This is a genomic window from Microbacterium sp. AG790 (genome assembly GCF_003634765.1).
Taxonomy (GTDB): Bacteria; Actinomycetota; Actinomycetes; order Actinomycetales; family Microbacteriaceae; genus Microbacterium.
The window spans coordinates 650,322-667,025 of record NZ_RBWZ01000006.1 but is presented as its reverse complement, the minus strand read 5'-3'; the positions used below and the strand labels follow the sequence as shown (position 1 = coordinate 667,025).

At 70.5% G+C, this 16,704-nt stretch carries 11 protein-coding genes; 1 reads left to right on the top strand and 10 read right to left on the bottom strand.

All coding sequences use genetic code 11. The annotated features are described in order from the left end of the window. Window positions 1-28 precede the first annotated feature (28 nt). The 8 genes from DEU37_RS03685 to DEU37_RS03650 all read right to left on the bottom strand — a co-directional run bounded on the left by DEU37_RS03685 (window position 29) and on the right by DEU37_RS03650 (window position 12,081). The gene (locus DEU37_RS03685; protein ID WP_121189293.1) at window positions 29-2,563 is read right to left on the bottom strand and encodes a hypothetical protein; all 2,535 of its coding nucleotides are present in this window, start codon (window positions 2,561-2,563) and stop codon (window positions 29-31) included. Between the two features lie 209 nt (window positions 2,564-2,772). After that, complete coding sequence (pstS, locus tag DEU37_RS03680; RefSeq protein WP_121189292.1) at window positions 2,773-4,329, bottom strand: phosphate ABC transporter substrate-binding protein PstS; 1,557 nt, start codon at window positions 4,327-4,329, stop codon at window positions 2,773-2,775. Next, a complete protein-coding gene (gene pstA / locus DEU37_RS03675) occupies window positions 4,326-5,603 on the bottom strand; it encodes a phosphate ABC transporter permease PstA (protein WP_121189291.1) in 1,278 nt (425 codons plus the stop codon). Before pstA ends, pstS begins: the two co-directional genes overlap by 4 nt. After that, window positions 5,603-6,622, bottom strand: coding sequence for a phosphate ABC transporter permease subunit PstC (gene pstC, locus DEU37_RS03670; protein WP_005051277.1), 1,020 nt, complete (start codon window positions 6,620-6,622; stop codon window positions 5,603-5,605). Before pstC ends, pstA begins: the two co-directional genes overlap by 1 nt. A 186-nt stretch (window positions 6,623-6,808) precedes the next feature. After that, entirely contained in the window at window positions 6,809-8,512 is a 1,704-nt protein-coding gene (locus DEU37_RS03665) for a protein kinase domain-containing protein (protein ID WP_121189290.1), read from the bottom strand. Further along, window positions 8,509-9,009, bottom strand: a complete 501-nt coding sequence (locus DEU37_RS03660) for a hypothetical protein (protein ID WP_121189289.1) — start codon at window positions 9,007-9,009, stop codon at window positions 8,509-8,511. The genes DEU37_RS03665 and DEU37_RS03660 overlap by 4 nt, the downstream gene beginning before the upstream one ends. Window positions 9,010-9,201: 192 nt before the next feature. Continuing rightward, window positions 9,202-9,795: a recombination mediator RecR gene (recR, locus tag DEU37_RS03655; RefSeq protein WP_016464447.1), complete on the bottom strand. Its 594-nt coding sequence runs from the start codon at window positions 9,793-9,795 to the stop codon at window positions 9,202-9,204. Window positions 9,796-9,798: 3 nt separating this feature from the next. Next, a complete protein-coding gene (locus DEU37_RS03650) occupies window positions 9,799-12,081 on the bottom strand; it encodes a DNA polymerase III subunit gamma and tau (RefSeq protein ID WP_183043567.1) in 2,283 nt (760 codons plus the stop codon). A 71-nt stretch (window positions 12,082-12,152) separates the two neighbouring features. On the opposite strand from DEU37_RS03650, the gene DEU37_RS03645 reads away from it, so the two are divergent. Further along, complete coding sequence (locus DEU37_RS03645) at window positions 12,153-13,304, top strand: NAD(P)-binding domain-containing protein (RefSeq protein WP_121189287.1); 1,152 nt, start codon at window positions 12,153-12,155, stop codon at window positions 13,302-13,304. Window positions 13,305-13,384: 80 nt separating this feature from the next. Here DEU37_RS03645 and DEU37_RS03640 read toward each other — a convergent pair whose 3' ends face one another. After that, the gene (locus DEU37_RS03640; protein WP_121189286.1) at window positions 13,385-15,928 is read right to left on the bottom strand and encodes a glycoside hydrolase family 65 protein; all 2,544 of its coding nucleotides are present in this window, start codon (window positions 15,926-15,928) and stop codon (window positions 13,385-13,387) included. 29 nt (window positions 15,929-15,957) lie between these two features. Then, window positions 15,958-16,689 carry an HAD family phosphatase gene (locus DEU37_RS03635; RefSeq protein WP_121189285.1) on the bottom strand — a complete coding sequence of 244 codons (732 nt, stop codon included), beginning with the start codon at window positions 16,687-16,689 and terminating at the stop codon, window positions 15,958-15,960. Between the last annotated feature and the right edge of the window lie 15 nt (window positions 16,690-16,704).

Sequence of the window (16,704 nt, the reverse complement as noted above, 5' to 3'; positions counted from 1 at the left end):
GCAGGTGAGCCATCGCGAGCACGAGGACTCACAGGACCCGCCTGCGCAGGCGGGAGATGAGGGGCACGGCGACCGCTCCACCGGCACCGGCGAGCAGGCTGCCGGGTACGGCGGCGGCGAGAGCTCCGGGGCCCGGATCGTCGGGGGTCTTCGCGCCTGCGAGGGCCGCTGAGGCCGCACCCGTGGCACTGGGCACAGGGGCGGGCGCCACCGACGGTTGCCCCGAATCACCAGTTGCGGACACGGCCGTCGCGGCCCGAAGGGGAGTCGCGACAGACGATGCCGTCGACGTCGCGACGGGTGTGGCGAGTGCCGTCGCACCGTCCTCGATGGCCTGAGCCGCCACCCGCGCTTGGTCGACCCAGGCTTGTGGAAGCGGTGCGTACCCGTCGGGGAGCTGGCCGACGTCGGGACCTCGGCGCTGTCCGACCCCTGCCGCGTAGCGGATGAAGTCCGCGTACGACTTCCGCAGCACCGAATCAGTGAGACGCGGCGATGCCGCCGCGTACACGGGGAGGGCCAGGGGGTAAGCGTCGGCGGCCCGGCGCGCCTCCGCCGAAGAACTGTCGAATGCGAGCACGGCTCCGCCGGCCCCTGCGCCGGTCATGGCGGATGCCGCCGCGGTCAAGGACTTCTCCGACACGGCGACAAAGGCACCGGCCGGATTTCGCAGCGAGGCCGTCATCACCTGATACCGGGACGAGGCGGCGAAGTCGCTCACGCCGATCAATGCGTGATACCCGGCGGTCGTGCGACCCGTTTTGGAGTAGCCGGGCGGCTGCTTCGTGGGATCCCATTGTCCGAGCGTCAAGCCGTCACCTCGCAGAACCAGACCACTGACGCTGTCGAGGTCGTTCGCGTAGGGCCGCCAGGCGACCAGGTTGATCGGCGCTTGCCCTTCAGGACGGACTTCGACGGGGTCGGCGCGCGGGAAGTCCTCGCGCGGAAGCGTGAGCGCAGTCCCGCCGGCGTTGACCGCCGCCGACGTCGAGTACCAGGGGTTGACCCGCATTCCCCACGGATCCGGTTCTCCGTTGAGGAACGCAACGGCCTCGGGGTCGGCGAGAACGTAGCTCCACAGTGCCCAGGCGGCGTCCGAACGCCCCTGGGGTGAGATCACGTCGGCGAGCGCCGGCGTTTGATACAGCTGCGATGCCCACTCCGGATCGTTCACGGCGAGGAAGTCGGGATCGGAGGTGATGACCTCCGGGTTCTTACCGAGGTAGGCGAGGTCAGCGCCGGTGGGGATCGCTCGCTTGTACGAGTCGGTGAGCAGCTTCGCGACGAGGCGCGGTGTGAGATTCAGCGACGTGAACGGCTGCCGCGCGCGCGCCCGGTACTTGTCGTCGACATGGCCGAAGGGCGACGGAGCGCGATCGATACCGAAGGCGATCGTCAGTGCGGTCAGGGCGACGGGAGCATAAGACAGCCGATCTGGCCCGGCATCAGACGGGAGGGACCGGCTCGTGAGAGCCATCGGAGCCGCACTGTCCGCACGATTGGCCGTCGCGAGAGCGTCGGATTCGGGAAGCGTCAGAAGGGCATACACCGACCCGCCCTGCTGGTTGCAGACAACGGGCTGCCATGAGGTCACAGCCAGCGCCACGAGCTCGCTTCCTGCCAACTGCCGCTCCGCAGCGCCCTCCGGGCAGCGGGCGTCGATCGGCTGGAACCCGAGCCGCACGGCGAGGGCGTGCCGCCACGAATCCCAGAACAGGCCCGAGTCCGTGATCGCGGTCGATCCGTTGTCGGCGGTGCCGCGCGGAAGGATGACGAGCCAGCACGATGCTCCGACAGTCGTCCCCGCTTCCGTGACGGCGTTGCCGCAGCCGAGACCGGGCGACTGCGCCGCCGTCTGCACCTCGAAGGAGATCGATCCCGCCCCGTCCGCACTCGATCCCGCCCACGGAACCTCGTTCGTCGTGTACTTGGTGAAGAACTGGTTGGTGTTCACGCTCGTCGCGTTCACCTGCTTCGTCCCGTCGGCCGCAGTGTCGATCGAGGACACGACGGTCTTGTCACGGGCGACGAAGGGGATGGAGGTGTACGGCGGAAAGATCCCTCGGCCCGGTACGGAGTAGGGCTGATCCTGGAGGGGGATGTCGGAGTAGGGGATCTGTCGCGTGGAGTCACGCATGCCCCCCGCGGTGAGTGCTCCGCCGTACTGACAGGTCGTGCGGTCCGGCCGGGGCGTGCGCGGTGAGCCGGGGTCGTCACCCCAGCACTGAAAGACCTGGAGGAAGTTCGCTCCCCCGTTGCCCGCCGTCGGCTCCGTCGAGCGCAGACCGCCGGTCCAGCTGACGGTGATGCCCTGCGCGATCAGTCCCTTCGTCTGCGAGACGGTTACCGCAAGATCGGGAAACGGCGCGTCCTGATAGCCGGTCGGGTCCTGGTCCTTGGCGGTGACCGTCACGGCGCTGGAGGTCACCTCATCGGCGTGAGCGGCGGTGGCGACGACGACGCTGGGACCCGCGACCAAGGCGAAGACGACACCCGCGGTGAGCACGCCGGTGAGACCGGATGCGACCCACGTGCGGCGTCGGGCACGCGGCAACACGTTCACGTTTTCTCCAGGGATTCGCGGCGACCTGCGCCGGATGTGATCAAGGTATGGGCGGGTTGTGGACATCAGATGAATCCACTGGGAACGAGCCTGCTCCGACTCGTACTCAACATGAGAACTCTCTAATTCCCAGATCAGCGGCCGAAAAATTCCAGCGCAGTGCAGCGCACTCCCGGCGAGGCGAGTGCGCTTTGAGGAGAGACGCGGTGTTACCGCTTGGGCCCGCGAAGGCGGCGCGACAGGAGCGGGGGCAGAACGATCGCGGCGAGAAGCAGGGCGGCGGCAGCGAGCATCGTGAGCTGCGGGGTCCCCCAGTCACCGGCGGCAAGGGTGAACGGCGAAGACACCGCCTTCGCACCTCCCCCCGTCGAGCCGGAAACGAGATTGCCGTTCGCGTCGTAGACCGGGTCGGCCCCGCTCGCCGCAGCGCCAGCGGCGGCCGCCGGAGCGGCGGCGTCGGCTGCCCCGGAGCCGCTCGTCGCCTGCCCCGATCCGCCGGTACCCGTCACGGGCGTGTCGACGGTCGCTCCCCCCGTGCCGGTGGCGCACTGCGTCGTTCCCTGCTTGTCGCAGTCGGCCGGCATCGGGGCCGTGGCGGCGAGCTGGTTGTCCGACGGTGAGTCGCCGGGCTTGAAGGTCGGGTTGTTGCAGCTGTTGAAGTCGACACCGCCCACGGTTCCGGGGATGGTCTTGATGACGTCGGATGCCGCCTGCACGAGGTTCATCGGCAGGGGCGAGTACCCCAGCGCGGACGCCTGCTGCTGCCCCTCGCAGATCATGTAGTCCGCGAACTTGCTCAGCGTCTTCCCCTTCTCCGCGGTGAAGACCTTCGTCGGCTGGGTGGGAACGATCATGTACGAGTAGCTCGACATCGGGTAGGTGCGCGCGTCGGCGTTGTTGTAGACACCGTCGAGGTTCTGTGTGAGATCGGAGTTGATCGCCGCTCCCATGAGCGCGACCGCGACCGACTGGTAGGTCGGCTCGACGTAGTACCCCGCCTTGTTCAGGACTTTGGCGACCGGGAAGCCCGACTTCAGGGCGTAGGAGTACTCGACATAGGTGATCGCGCCCTCGCCGTAGTTCTGGCTGACGTAGCCTGCGACGCCGAGCGATCCGCTCTGCGCCTTGAACGCCCCGCTCAGCGACGGGAACTGCGAGGTCATGCCTCGCGTCCAGATACTCGGGAACTGCGACGACATCCACAGCGTGAACTGGGCGCTCGTGCCCGACCCGTCCGAACGCACGACCGGCGTGATCGACTTGTCTGGCATGGCCAGGGCAGGGTTGTCGGCCTGGATGGCGGGATCATTCCAGTTGGTGATCGCACCGGTGAAGATCTTCGCGATGACCTCGCCCGACAGGCGCAGGTTCGTCACCTGCTTGCCCGCGATCTTGAGGTTGTACATCAACGAGGTTCCACCCGCGACGATCGGCATGTAGGAGTAGGTCGTGGCCGGAACCTCGGGCGCCGATCCGTCCTCCGGGCGCGCTTGGAACGGGATCTCGCTGATCGCGAAGTCGACGGTCTGGTTGATGAAGTCCTGCCGACCGGCCGACGAGCCCGTGCCGGAATAGTTGACCGTCATGCCGTAGTTGCCGGCGACGTTCTTGCGCCACTGATCCAGCGCGTTCTGCGACCACGTCGATCCGGAGCCGGAGATGGGCACATACGACTCGGCCGCCTGCGCGGGCAGCGGGATCAGCGCGATCAGCGCGGCGACGACGGTCGCGGCGGCGAAACGGTACCAGCGGGCTCGCGCGGTCACGACGGGTTCTCCTCGATCGGATGGGTGGGCTCTGTCGATGCGGATGCCGAGGGCAGCGCACGCTCTCGGCGTGCACCGGCATCCTCGATGCGTCGGAGGTCGCGGGCAGACGCGCCCGCGACAGCCCGACGCTGCCGGTCGCTCAGCTGCCCGGGCCCACGCCCGCCGATGAGGCGTGCGATCAAGAACAGGGCGAGCACGAGCAGCACGAGGGTCGCGGCCGCACCGAAGCCGCGGGCGACCATGTTCGGCTCGGGCGACTTGACGAAGTCGAACACCTGCAGGGGCAGCGAGATCATCGGCCCGCTGAACGGGTTGAGGTTCATCTCCGCGGTCACGCCCGAGGTCAACAGCACCGGCGACGTCTCGCCGACACCCCGCGCGGTGCCGAGAATGACCGCGGTGACCAGTCCCGAGCGCGAGGTCGGGAGCACGACGTGCCAGACCGTCCGCCACCGGGTCGTGCCGAGGGCGTACGACGCCTCCCGGAGGTTGTTGGGCACGAGCCGCAGAACGACGTCGGAGGCGCGGATGATGATCGGCAGCATCATGACGCTGATCGCGAGCGCCGCCGCGAACCCGGACCGCTGGTGCGTGACGAGAGTGACGATCGCGGCGTAGATGAACAGGCCGGCGACGATGGACGGCAGCGCGGTCATGGCGTCGGAGATCGTCCGCACGAACCTCGCGAAGCGTCCACCGACCTCGTTGAGGAACACCGCCGTCGTGATCCCGAGCGGAATCGTGATGACGAGGGCGATCGAGATCTGGATCAGCGTGCCGACGATCGCGTGCGCGATGCCCCCCACGCTGAGCGGTTCGAGCGGACCGGCGAGCTTCATCGTCTCGACGAAGAAGTTCGGGTTGATCAGCGCCGGAACACCGCGGACCACCGTGTACCCGAGCACGAACACGAGGGCGCCGAGCAGGATCGCGCCGGCCGAGTAGAAGAGGGCCGTCATGATCCGCTCGCTGACGGTGAGCCGGTCGGCACGCAGCGACGAGAGCACCGCGTAGATGCCGAGGAATGCGATGAAGGAGATGACCAGCCACCCGATGAACCCGGTCATCGGCGTCAGCCAGCCGAACAGCAGCGTCGCCACCGCGATGCCCGCCGCGACCGCGCCGACCACGTTGAACGCGTCGTCGAGCGGCACGCTGCGCAGGTCACGGCGCTCTCCCACCGCCTCGTGTCGGACGGGGATCTCCGTGCGCGCGGCCGGCGCCTGCTCCTGCGCGGCCGGAGAGCGCGGCGCTGCGTCGACGATCGTCATCAGTTGCTCTCCGCGCCCGAGCGGCTGCGGGCGACGATGGTGGATGCCGTGAAGTTGACGATCAGCGTGATGATGAACAGCACGAGACCGGCGGCCATGAGGGCGGACAGTCCGAACTGGCTCGCCTCGCCGTAGCGGAGGGCGATGAGCGCGGACACGGAGTTGGTACCCGTCTTCAGCACCTGCCAGTTGATGGTGAAGATCGGCGAGATGATCATGACGACGGCGATCGTCTCCCCGAGCGCTCGTCCGAGCGCGAGCATCGTGCCGCCGATGATGCCGCCGCGCCCGAACGGCAGCACGACCGTGCGGATCATCCCCCACCGGGTCGATCCCAGCGCGAGCGCACCCTCCCGCTCACCCAACGGCGCTTGCGAGAAGGCCTCGCGCATGACGGAGGTCTGCGTCGGGACGATCATGAGCGAGACGACGATGCCGGCGATGAAGGCGGAAGAGGTGAAGGCCCCGGCATCCGTCACGCGGGCTCCCGAGGGATCGGTGACGGCGAAGAGGGGGATCCACGCGAAGTACGTGGAGATCCACTGCGAGACCGGGATCACGTTCGCCTGCAGGAAGAACACGCCCCACAGGCCGAACACGACGCTCGGCACCGCGGCCATGAGGTCGACGAGGGAGATGAGCGTGGACTTGATGCGCCCCGGCACCACCTCGCTGATCAGCAGCGCCGTCGCCAGCGACAGCGGCAGCGCGATCGACAGCGCGATGAACGCGATCGTGACGGTGCCGAAGAGCACCGCCGCAATGCCGAACTGGCCGTCTCCGCCCTCCGGCGACCATGCCTGGGTCCACAGGAATGCGGGGCCCGACCGGGCGAGCGCCTCCCCGGCTCGGCCGGAGAGGAACACCCCGACCGCGAGCATGATCGCGACCGTGATGCCGCCGGCGGCGTAGCACAGGGCACGGAAGACCCGGTCGGCCTGCACGGGCCGCGAGACGAGCGAGCGCGGCCGGGGGGTCGGGGCCGCGGGGATGACCTCCGTGACGGAGTCAGTGGTCATGGCGCCTCCCTGGCGTGCGGAACGGGTGAGCGGATCTCGGGACCGAGCGACGCCTGTCGTTCCGGGGCGCGTGCGCGGCGGAGCCCTCGGGACAGGCTTCGCGGAGCCAGGATGACGCGGGAGGGTGAACGACGGCCGCTGCGATCGTGTCGCACACGTGACCGCTTCGCGTGCGGGAGGTATCCGTCATGGTCGCGGGGGCTCCATCGCCGCGGGAGTCGCGGTGGGGCTCGACGACGGCACGGGCGTGATCGACGGGCTCGCCGATGCGCTCGGCGTCGCGGAGGTCTCGGCCGGAACCTGCAGGACCACGACCGTGCCCACCGGCGCCGACTGTCCGGACGTCGGCACGGTGGCGGCCACGACGCCCGGGGCGCCCGATCCGCCGACGGCGACGCGAGACGCGAAGCCGGCGGTCGACAGCGCGCCCTGCGCCTCCGCGAGGGCCATGCCCGCAACGGCGGGGACGGCGTTCAGGCCGGATGCCGCGCGCAGGGCGATCACGGCCCCCGCAGACACGCGGTCGCCCGCGGCGGGCACGGACGCGAGCACGATGTCGCGCACGGCAGGCCCATCGTCGCGGCCGATGTCGCCGACCGTGAAGCCGGCCCGTTCCAGCACGCCTACCGCCTCGTCGACCGCGAGTCCTCGGACTTCCGGCACCACCCGTCGCGTGCTCGCCGTCGCGGTGTCGGTCGGCGCCGCGCTCGCGGACGGCGTCGCCAACGCCGTCCGCGAGGCCGACGCCGTCGCCGTCGGACTCCCCCCCGTCGATGCCGCCATCGCCGACCAGCCGGCGGCGGCGGTCACGGCGGCGATGAGGGCGGCGGCGATGAGGGGCGCCCGCCAGGCTCCGCGCGCGCGAGGGAGGGAAGGGGACGACGCCGCTGGTTCCGCTGCAACCGTCGGGCGGGGAGGGCTGAGGGGTGCGTCGACACCGGGCAGCCGCGTGCGGTACACGCGCGTCGCGGCCGTGGTCGATGGGGCCATCGCCGCGTCCGACGACGCCCCGATGACGGCGTCGAGCGCGGAGCGCATCGCCGCGGCATCCGGGTACCGGTCCTGGGGACGCTTCAGCATGGCTGTCGTGACGACCCGGTCGAGAGCGGGCGGGATGCCGCGACGGCGCGCAGAGGGCACCGGCGGCGGTGACGACAGATGCGCACGGACGACCGCCGCGGTCTCGCCCTCGAACGGGGGACTCCCCGTCAGCGCGAAGAAGAGCGTGGCACCGATCTGGTAGAGGTCGCTCGACTCCCCGATCGCCGCGCCCGAGAGCTGTTCGGGCGAGGCGTAGGGGACGCTGGCGACGACGCCCGCACCCGCCGCGTCGGATCCCGCGCCGCTCAGCAACGCGTCGCCGCCGCGCGTCGTGCGCCCCGGGACGTCGGCCAGCCCGAAATCGAGGAGCCGGATGCCGCTCACCCGCAAGTCCGCGTCGTCGCTCTCGCTGAGGGTGAACATGATGTTCGAGGGCGTGATGTCGCGGTGGACGATGCCGCCCGTGTGCGCGGCGCCGGTCGCGTCGACCACGGCGGCGAAGACGGCCACGGCATCCGTGACGGTGAGCGGCCCGCGCTCACGCACGTGGTCGGCGAGACTGACACCGTCGATGAGCTCCATCGCGATCCACGCGACGGGTGGGTCACCGGGCGCGAGGCCTGCGTCGTACACCTCGGCGAGGTTCGGGTGGGCGATCGCCTGGGCAGCTCGCACCTCCTCGAAGAACGCCTCCCACGCGGCCGGCCCGACGGCCAGGTGCGGATGCAGCAGCTTCAACGCCACGCGCTGCGCGCGCACCGTGTCGTCGGCCTCGAACACGGCGGCCGTACCGCCGCTTCCACGCAGATTCCGCAGGTGGAACCGCCCGGCGATGAGGCCGTCGCTCATTGCAGGATCAGCGGATCCACCGGCGCCGGCCGGCTGAGCCCGAGGTCGGCGCCGCCCGATGAGGTGGCGGCCAGCTCCTGCATGAGGCGCACCGCGAGAGCCGCCGCGCTTTCGGCCGCCGAGCGCTTCTCATAGCGGCGGGCGCCCATCATCACGAGCGAGCCGCGCGCGCTGACGAACCACCCCGTGCTGCGCAAGCGCGGCGCCGGGTTGGTGTGGATCTCGAACGTCGACGCCGCGCGCAGCACCTGCGCCAGGTCGGCGCGGGCAACCGCCTCGTCGGTGAAGACGCGGCATCCTCGCGCGATCTCGCGCCGGTTCTCGCTCACCAGCCGCCAGGCGACGGCGGGTTCGACGGCCGGAAGCGGTTCCTGTCCGCTCGCGAAGGGCCCGACACCGGGATGCCCGGCCGCGATCTCGGCGACGACGCGCATCCATTCGAGTGCGGTCTTGTGCGAGGCCGCGGGAAAATGCGCGTAGAGAAGACGCGCGGACATGGTTCTCCCTTTCGCGACACCGGAGATCGTGCACACGGCCGCGAGGGAAGAGTGGCGGCCCAAGGCGACACCGACCGGACGCACCGGTGAACGCCGGGCGTCGATCTGGCGGACGAGGAGTAGCGCCTCAGCTGGCCGACACCCACCCCCGGCAGGGCGAGGGCGCGGCGGACCGGTTCGCCGGCACCGCGATCAGATGCTCCGGCGCCCTTCGAAGGCGCGGCCGAGGGTGACTTCGTCGGCGTACTCGAGGTCGCCGCCGACGGGAAGACCGGACGCCAGCCGTGTCACGCGGATCTCGAGGGTGTGCAGCAGCCGGCTGAGGTAGGTCGCGGTGGCCTCGCCTTCGAGGTTCGGGTTGGTCGCGAGGATGACTTCCTGCACCGTGCCGTCGGCGAGGCGCTGCATCAGCTGCGTGATGCGCAGGTCGTCGGGCCCGATGCCGGCGATCGGGCTGATGGCGCCGCCGAGCACGTGGTAGAGCCCCCGGAACTCCCGCGTCCGCTCGATGGCCGAGACATCCTTGGCATCCTCGACCACGCAGATGAAGGTCTGATCGCGGCGGGGGTCGCGACAGATCGCACACCGCTCCTGCTCGCTCACGTTGCCGCAGATCTCGCAGAAGCGCACGCGCTCGCGCAGCTCGCCGAGCAGCTGCGACAGACGCGCGACATCGAACGTCGGAGTCTGAAGGATGTGGAACGCGATACGTTGCGCGGACTTCGGCCCGATGCCGGGAAGGCGGCCGAACTCGTCGATGAGGTCTTGGACGATGCCGTCGTACATGGCTTAGTTGAACCTCGTCGGGGGCGTGTACGGCTCTTCGCGCACGAATGTCGCCCCCAGCACCTGCCGCACGACGGCCTCACCGACGCGCTCGATGCCACCGGGACGGGGCACGCGGGGCGGCGCAGGGCGTTCGACCGCGACGGGAGCACGCGGCGGCAGCGGAGCGTCCTCGAGCGGAGGCGGGAACTCATCCTCTTCCGGGGCGTCGTCGTCGGTGTGCGTGTACTCCACCGAGGCGGGCAGAACGGCGCCGTCCCGGGGGATCGTCAGCGTGCGCACCGTCTCGGCGGTGGCGTCCTCGGGCTCGTCGTCGACCGCCAGCCCGACCGCCGCCGGGGCAGGGGCGAGGAGTGCAGATGCCGCCGGTGCACCCGGAGCAGGATCGTTCGGCGCCGAAGCGCGCGGCGCGGGGTCGCTCGGGATCCGCGCCACCGCCCACTCCGTCACCGGAGCGGCTGCGGAGGATGCGACGGTAGGCGTCGATCGAGGCCGCTCGCCGCCGTCGGCGCGAGCAGACCCGGAAGGGCCGTCGTCGGTGCGCGGCCCGTCGTCCGACGCCGTCGCACCGCCCGGGGCCGACGGACCCGCGGGCGCATCGGCATCGAAACGCGCCACGTACTTCACACGGATGCCGAGAACGTCGCGGATCGCACCGCGCAGGTCTTCACTGGGGCCCTTGCCGGCCGCAAGCTTCTTGAACGCGGCGACATCCGCCTGCGTGCGGAAGCTCAACGTCAGCACGTCGTCGGTGAACGCGACCGGGGTGGCGTCGACGGCGATCATCCACGACGACCGGCTCACCGGCTCGAGGCGCTGGAGGATCTCGGGCCACGCGTCGCGAACCTGCGCGAGGGTGACCGGACCGCTCGGCGCGACCGGGGCGGGCGCGGGCGATGCGGGCGTGGGCTCGGGATCGGCGGCGGCCGGCGCGGGGTCGGGGCGTTTCGACTCGCTCGCTGCGCTCGCTCGCTCAACGACCGGAGTCGTCGGCGCCTCGGAGGCGGGCGCGGCGGGAGCGGGCGGGGCAGGAACGCCGGCAGCCGGGGCGGGAGCGGCGGCAGCCGCGGCGGGAGCGGTCGGGGCAGGAACGCCGGCAGCCGGGGCGGGAGCGGCGGCAGCCGCGGCAGGAGCGCCGGCAGCCGGGGCGGAAGCGGCGGCGGCATCGGCGGTGTGCGCGAGCACTCGCGCCACCAGCAGCTCGAGCTGCAGACGCGGAGAGGTCGCCCCGTTCATGTCGTCGAGGGCGCCGACGACGAGGTCGGCGATGCGGGAGAGACGATCGGTGCCGAACGCCGAGGCCTGACGGCCCATCCGCTCGAGCTCGTCGGCGGGGATGCCGCGCAGCACCGCCCCGGCGCCCTCCCCCGTTGCGGCGACGATGATGAGGTCGCGCAACCGCTCGAGCAGGTCGTCGACGAACCGCCGCGGATCCTGTCCGGTCTGCACGACCCGGTCGATCGCGGCGAAAGCGGCCGCCGCGTCGTGCGCTGCGAAGGCCGTGACCACCTCGTCGAGGAGCGCCCCGTGGGTGTACCCGAGCAGCGCGACGGCGCGCTCGTATCGCACGGTCGCACCCTTCTCACCGTCGACGGGGTCGGAGCCGGCGATGAGCTGATCGAGCAGCGACAGCGTGTCGCGGGGCGACCCGCCGCCGGCCCGCACCACCAGCGGAAGCACACCGGCCTCGGTCTGCACCCCCTCCTGGACGCAGAGCTGCTCGACGTACTCGAGCATCGCCGCGGGGGCGACGAGACGGAACGGATAGTGGTGGGTGCGCGAGCGGATCGTGCCGATGACCTTCTCGGGCTCGGTGGTCGCGAAGATGAACTTCACGTGCTCGGGGGGCTCTTCGACGAGCTTGAGCAGCGCGTTGAACCCCTGAGCCGTCACCATGTGCGCTTCGTCGAGGATGAAGATCTTGAAGCGGTCGCGCGCGGGGGCGAAGATCGCGCGCTCACGCAGATCGCGGGCGTCGTCGACACCGTTGTGGGATGCCGCGTCGATCTCGACCACGTCGAGCGACCCGCCGCCGCCGCGACTGAGCTCGACACAGCTGTCGCAGACGCCGCACGGCGTGTCGGTCGGACCGGCAGCGCAGTTCAAGCAGCGCGCGAGGATGCGGGCCGACGTCGTCTTGCCGCAGCCGCGAGGGCCGCTGAAGAGGTAGGCGTGGCCGACACGATCGCTGCGCAACGCCGTCATGAGCGGTTCGGTGACCTGCGCCTGCCCGATCATCTCGCCGAACGTCTCCGGTCGGTAGCGGCGGTACAGGGCGGTGGTCACCAGAACAGACTACGGTGTGCTCCCGACATGCAGGACGGGAACATCCTTCGGCGTGACGCGTTGAAGGGGGCATGACCAACGACTCCCCCGCCGAGACGGTGGACGTCCTCGTCATCGGCGCCGGCCAAGCCGGCTTGTCGGCCGCCTTTCACCTGCGCCGCCGCGGCTTCGTCCCCGCCCCGGGCGACGGCGGCGCCCGCACCTTCGCGGTGCTCGACGCCGATGCTGCGCCCGGCGGGGCCTGGCAGCATCGCTGGCGGTCGCTGCGGATGGGCACGGTCAACGGCATCCACGAGCTGCCCGGCGCACCCGTACCGCCCGCCGATCCCACGGCGCCCAGCGTGGACGTGCTGCCCGCCTACTTCGCGGACTACGAGCGTCGCTTCGATCTGCGGGTGCACCGGCCGGTGCACGCACGGGCGGTACGGAGGGTCGACGACGACCCGCATGGGCTCCTGCGCATCGACACCGACCACGGCGTGTGGTTCGCGCGGTACGTCATCAACGCGACCGGCACGTGGCGGCGCCCCTTCTGGCCCCACTACCCCGGCCAGGAGGACTTCGCCGGCCGACAGCTGCATGTCCACGACTACGTCTCCGCGGACGAGTTCGTCGGGCAGCGCGTCGTCATCGTCGGCGCGGGGATCTCGGCCGTGCAGCTGCTGGAGGAGATCTCCCGCGTCACCGACACGTTCTGGGTGACGCGGAAGGACGTGACCTGGGATGCCGCGCAGTTCGACACCGCCGCCCGGGTGGTGGCGATCGCGGGTGTCGAGGAGCGCGTGCGTCGCGGCGACCCTCCCGGGAGCGTCATCTCCGTGACGGGGCAGCACTGGACGCCGTGGGCGCGAGCCGCCCACGAGCGGGGAGTGCTGGTGCGGCATCCGATGTTCGAACGCATCGAAGAGCACGGCGTCCGGATGCCGGACGGCACGTTCGAACCCGCCGACGTGATCCTCTGGGCGACGGGTTTTCGCGCCGACATCGCCCACCTCTCCCCGCTGGGACTGCGTACCGCAGCCGGCGGCGTCCGCGTGGCGAACGGTCGCGCGATCGACGAGCCGCGCCTGTTCCTCATCGGCTACGGACCCTCGCAGTCCACGGTGGGCGCCAACCGCGCCGGGCGCGATGCGGTGCGCGCCATCGTGGCCGACGCGTCCGCGCACGACCTCTCCGTGACCGGCGAATCAGTGTCGCAGACTGTCGCCTCCGCAACGGCGTAGCGACGGTTCGCGCCCCCGATCGCAGCGACGCGCCGGATCGGGGACGCGCACGGCCGAACGCCGCCGGCCCGTGAGCCGCGTCAGGAGTCGATGCCGAGGTTGGCGTCGTCTGGCGGGAAGGCGCCGACGATCGGCACGCTCCCGGTGATCACAGGAATCGTCGTCGTCATGGTCGGAACGGATGCCGACAGGAGCGTCCCGTCCTCGCGGAGGGCGTCGCCGATGTCGCTGATCGTGGGACGACCCGACAGCTCCGGCCCCTGACCGCGCAGCGGCACCGTCAACGTCGACTCCGGGGCCACGACGAACGCCTCGCCGCGCACCGAGAAGGAGACCGGCTCGCCGGCCCCGGCATCCACCCTCAGCTGCTCCGCCGTGATCTCGATCTTCAGCGGCGTGCCCTGCCAGTGCAGGGTGAACGCCAGCGACGGCCAGTCCTTGGGCAGACGCGGATCGAAGCTCAACTCGCCGTAGTGATCACGCATGCCGCCGAAGCCGGCGACCAGAGCGGTCCACACGCCCCCCGCCGAGGCCACGTGCACGCCGTCGGAGGCGTTGTGGTGCAGGTCGCCGAGGTCGACGAAGATCGACTGCGAGAAGTATTCGAGCGCCAGGTCCTGGTACCCGACCTCGGCCGCAAGAATCGCCTGCACGACCGCCGACAGCGTCGAGTCGCCGGTGGTCAGCGGGTCGTAGTACTCGAAGTCGGCGAGCTTCTCCTCGTCGGAGAAGTGGTTTCCCTGCAGGTACAGCGCCAGAACGACGTCGGCCTGCTTGAGCACCTGGTAGCGGTAGATCACCAGCGGGTGGAAGTGCAGCAGCAGCGGACGCTGCTCGGGCGGGGTGTTCTCCAGGTCCCACACCTCGCGCTCGAGGAACACCTCATCCTGCGGATGGATGCCGAGGCCCTCGCTGTACGGAATGTGCATCGCCTCCGCGGCGGCATCCCACGCGTCGCCCTCGGCGGGGTCGAACGAGAGCCGCTCGACCATCTGGGCGTAGTACTCCGGCGCGTCCTCTGCCATCTCGCGCACCACACGCGCCGCGAAACGCAGGTTGAAGCGCGCCATCACGTTGGTGAACAGGTTGTCGTTGACGACCGTCGTGTACTCGTCGGGTCCCGTCACGCCGTGGATGTGGAACACCTCGGGCTGGCCGTCCTCGGTGTAGCGCCAGAACCCGAGCGTGGCCCACAGCCGGGCCGTCTCGACGGCGATGTCCACGCCCTCGCGGTAGAGGAACTCGTCGTCGCCCGTCGCGCGCACGTACTTGGCGAGGGCGAAGCTGACGTCCGCGTTGATGTGGTACTGCGCGGTGCCGGCGGCGTAGTACGCCGAGGCCTCCTCGCCGCTGATCGTGCGCCAGGGGAAGAGGGCACCCGCCTCGTTCAGCTGCGCCGCGCGGCGCCGTGCCGCCGGGAGCATGAGATAGCGCATGCGCAGCGCGTTGCGTGCCCAGATCGGCGTCGTGTACATCAGGAACGGGAGCACGTAGATCTCGGTGTCCCAGAAGTAGTGACCGCTGTAGCCCGAGCCCGAGACGCCCTTGGCGGGAACGCCCTGACCGTCGGCGCGGGCCGCCGCCTGCGCGAGCTGGAACAGGCACCACCTGCTCGCCTGCTGCAGGTCGTCGTGACCTGCGATGACGACGTCCGAGCGCTCCCAGAACGCGTCCATCCACTCGCGTTGACGCGTGAACTGGTGGGCGATGCCCTCCGCGCGGACGCGGTCGAGGGCGCGGCGGCCGCGGTCGACGAGCTCGCGCGCCGGCACCCCGCGGGAGGTGTGATAGCTGACCAGCCTGGTCACCGTGGTCGGCACCCCGGCCTTCGCCTGCACGCGGTACACGTTCTTGGCGATATCCGGTTCGACCAGCGTGCGCGACGAGTACTCGTTCTCCGTCTCGACGACGTGGTCGGCCACGACCGCCATCGTCATCCCCGACGCGGTCACCCGATACGCGAGGGCGGCACGGTCGCCGTCCTGCCAGTACTCCTCGGGCTGGAGCACACGGTCCTCGATCTTCTCCGCCTTGCGGGGATCGAAGCCCTTCGCCGTCCCGCGCCCGGGAGCAGACCCGCCGTACACGTCTTCGCCGTCCTGCCGGTTGATGATCTGGCAGTTCACGGTCACGGGCGCATCGCTGTTGAGCACCGTCACGGTCAGGCGCATCACCGCGAGGTGGCGCTCTTCGAAGGACACCAGCCGCTCGAAGTCGATGACCACGTCCTTGCCGCTGGGCGTCATCCAGCGCACGTGACGCGTGAGCACGCCGTTGCGCATGTCGAGCGCACGTTCGTACTCGCGGATGTCGGCGAGGTCGAACGACAGCGGCTCGTCGTCGACGTAGACGCGCATGACCTTGGCATCCGGGGCGTTGATGATCGTCTGGCCGACCTCCGCGAAGCCGTAGGCCTGCTCGGCATGGCGGATCGGGAAGATCTCGTGGAAGCCGTTGATGAAGGTGCCGTGCTCGTGCGCGTGGCGGCCTTCGGGCTGATTGCCGCGGAGGCCGAGGTAGCCGTTGCCGAGGGCGAACAGCGTCTCGGTGACACCGACGTCGTCGAGCGAGAAGCGCGTCTCCACCAGGCGCCACGGGTCGATCGGGAAGCGGTCGCGATCCATCCTGTCCATCCTTTCGTCGGAGGGGCCGGTCATCGGGTGACGAAAGCCGAGAGGTCCTCGACGACGAGCGTCGCGCCGAGATCGAGCAGCGCCTGGGCTCCGGCACCGCGGTCGACGCCGACGACGAGGCCGAAGCCGGCGGCCGCGGCCGAGGCGACACCGGAGTGGGCGTCTTCGACGGCGGCGCTGCGGGCGGGGTCGACGCCGAGCAGGCGGGCCCCGGCGGCGAACATGTCGGGGGCGGGCTTGGAGCGCAGCCCCTCGCGCGCCGAGACGACCCCGTCGACCACGACCGGGAAGTAGTCGCGGATGCCGGCGATCGTCAGCACCTCTTCGGCGTTCTTCGAGCTCGACACGACACCGATCAGAGTGCCGGCGGCGCGCAGCTGCTCGATCAGCGCGAGCGATCCCGGGTAGGGGGCGATGCCCTCGGTGCGCAGCACCCGGGCGAACACCTCGTTCTTGCGGTTGCCGATGCCGCAGACCGTGTCGGCGGTCACCGGGTCGGACGGATCGCCCCACGGCACCTCGACATCGCGCGAGCGCAGCAGGCTCGCGACGCCGTCGTAGCGCTGCTTTCCGTCGAGATGACGGAAGTAGTCGTCCTCCGTGTACGGCGGCTCGAGGCCCCAGGCCGAGAACAGCTCGGTGAACATCGACTGCCACGCGTGCATGTGCACATCGGCCGTGGGCGTCAGCACACCGTCCAGGTCGAAGAGCACGCCGTCGAGAGCGCTGAGGTCGGGAAGCTCGGCTGTCACGGGTTCAGCGTAGTG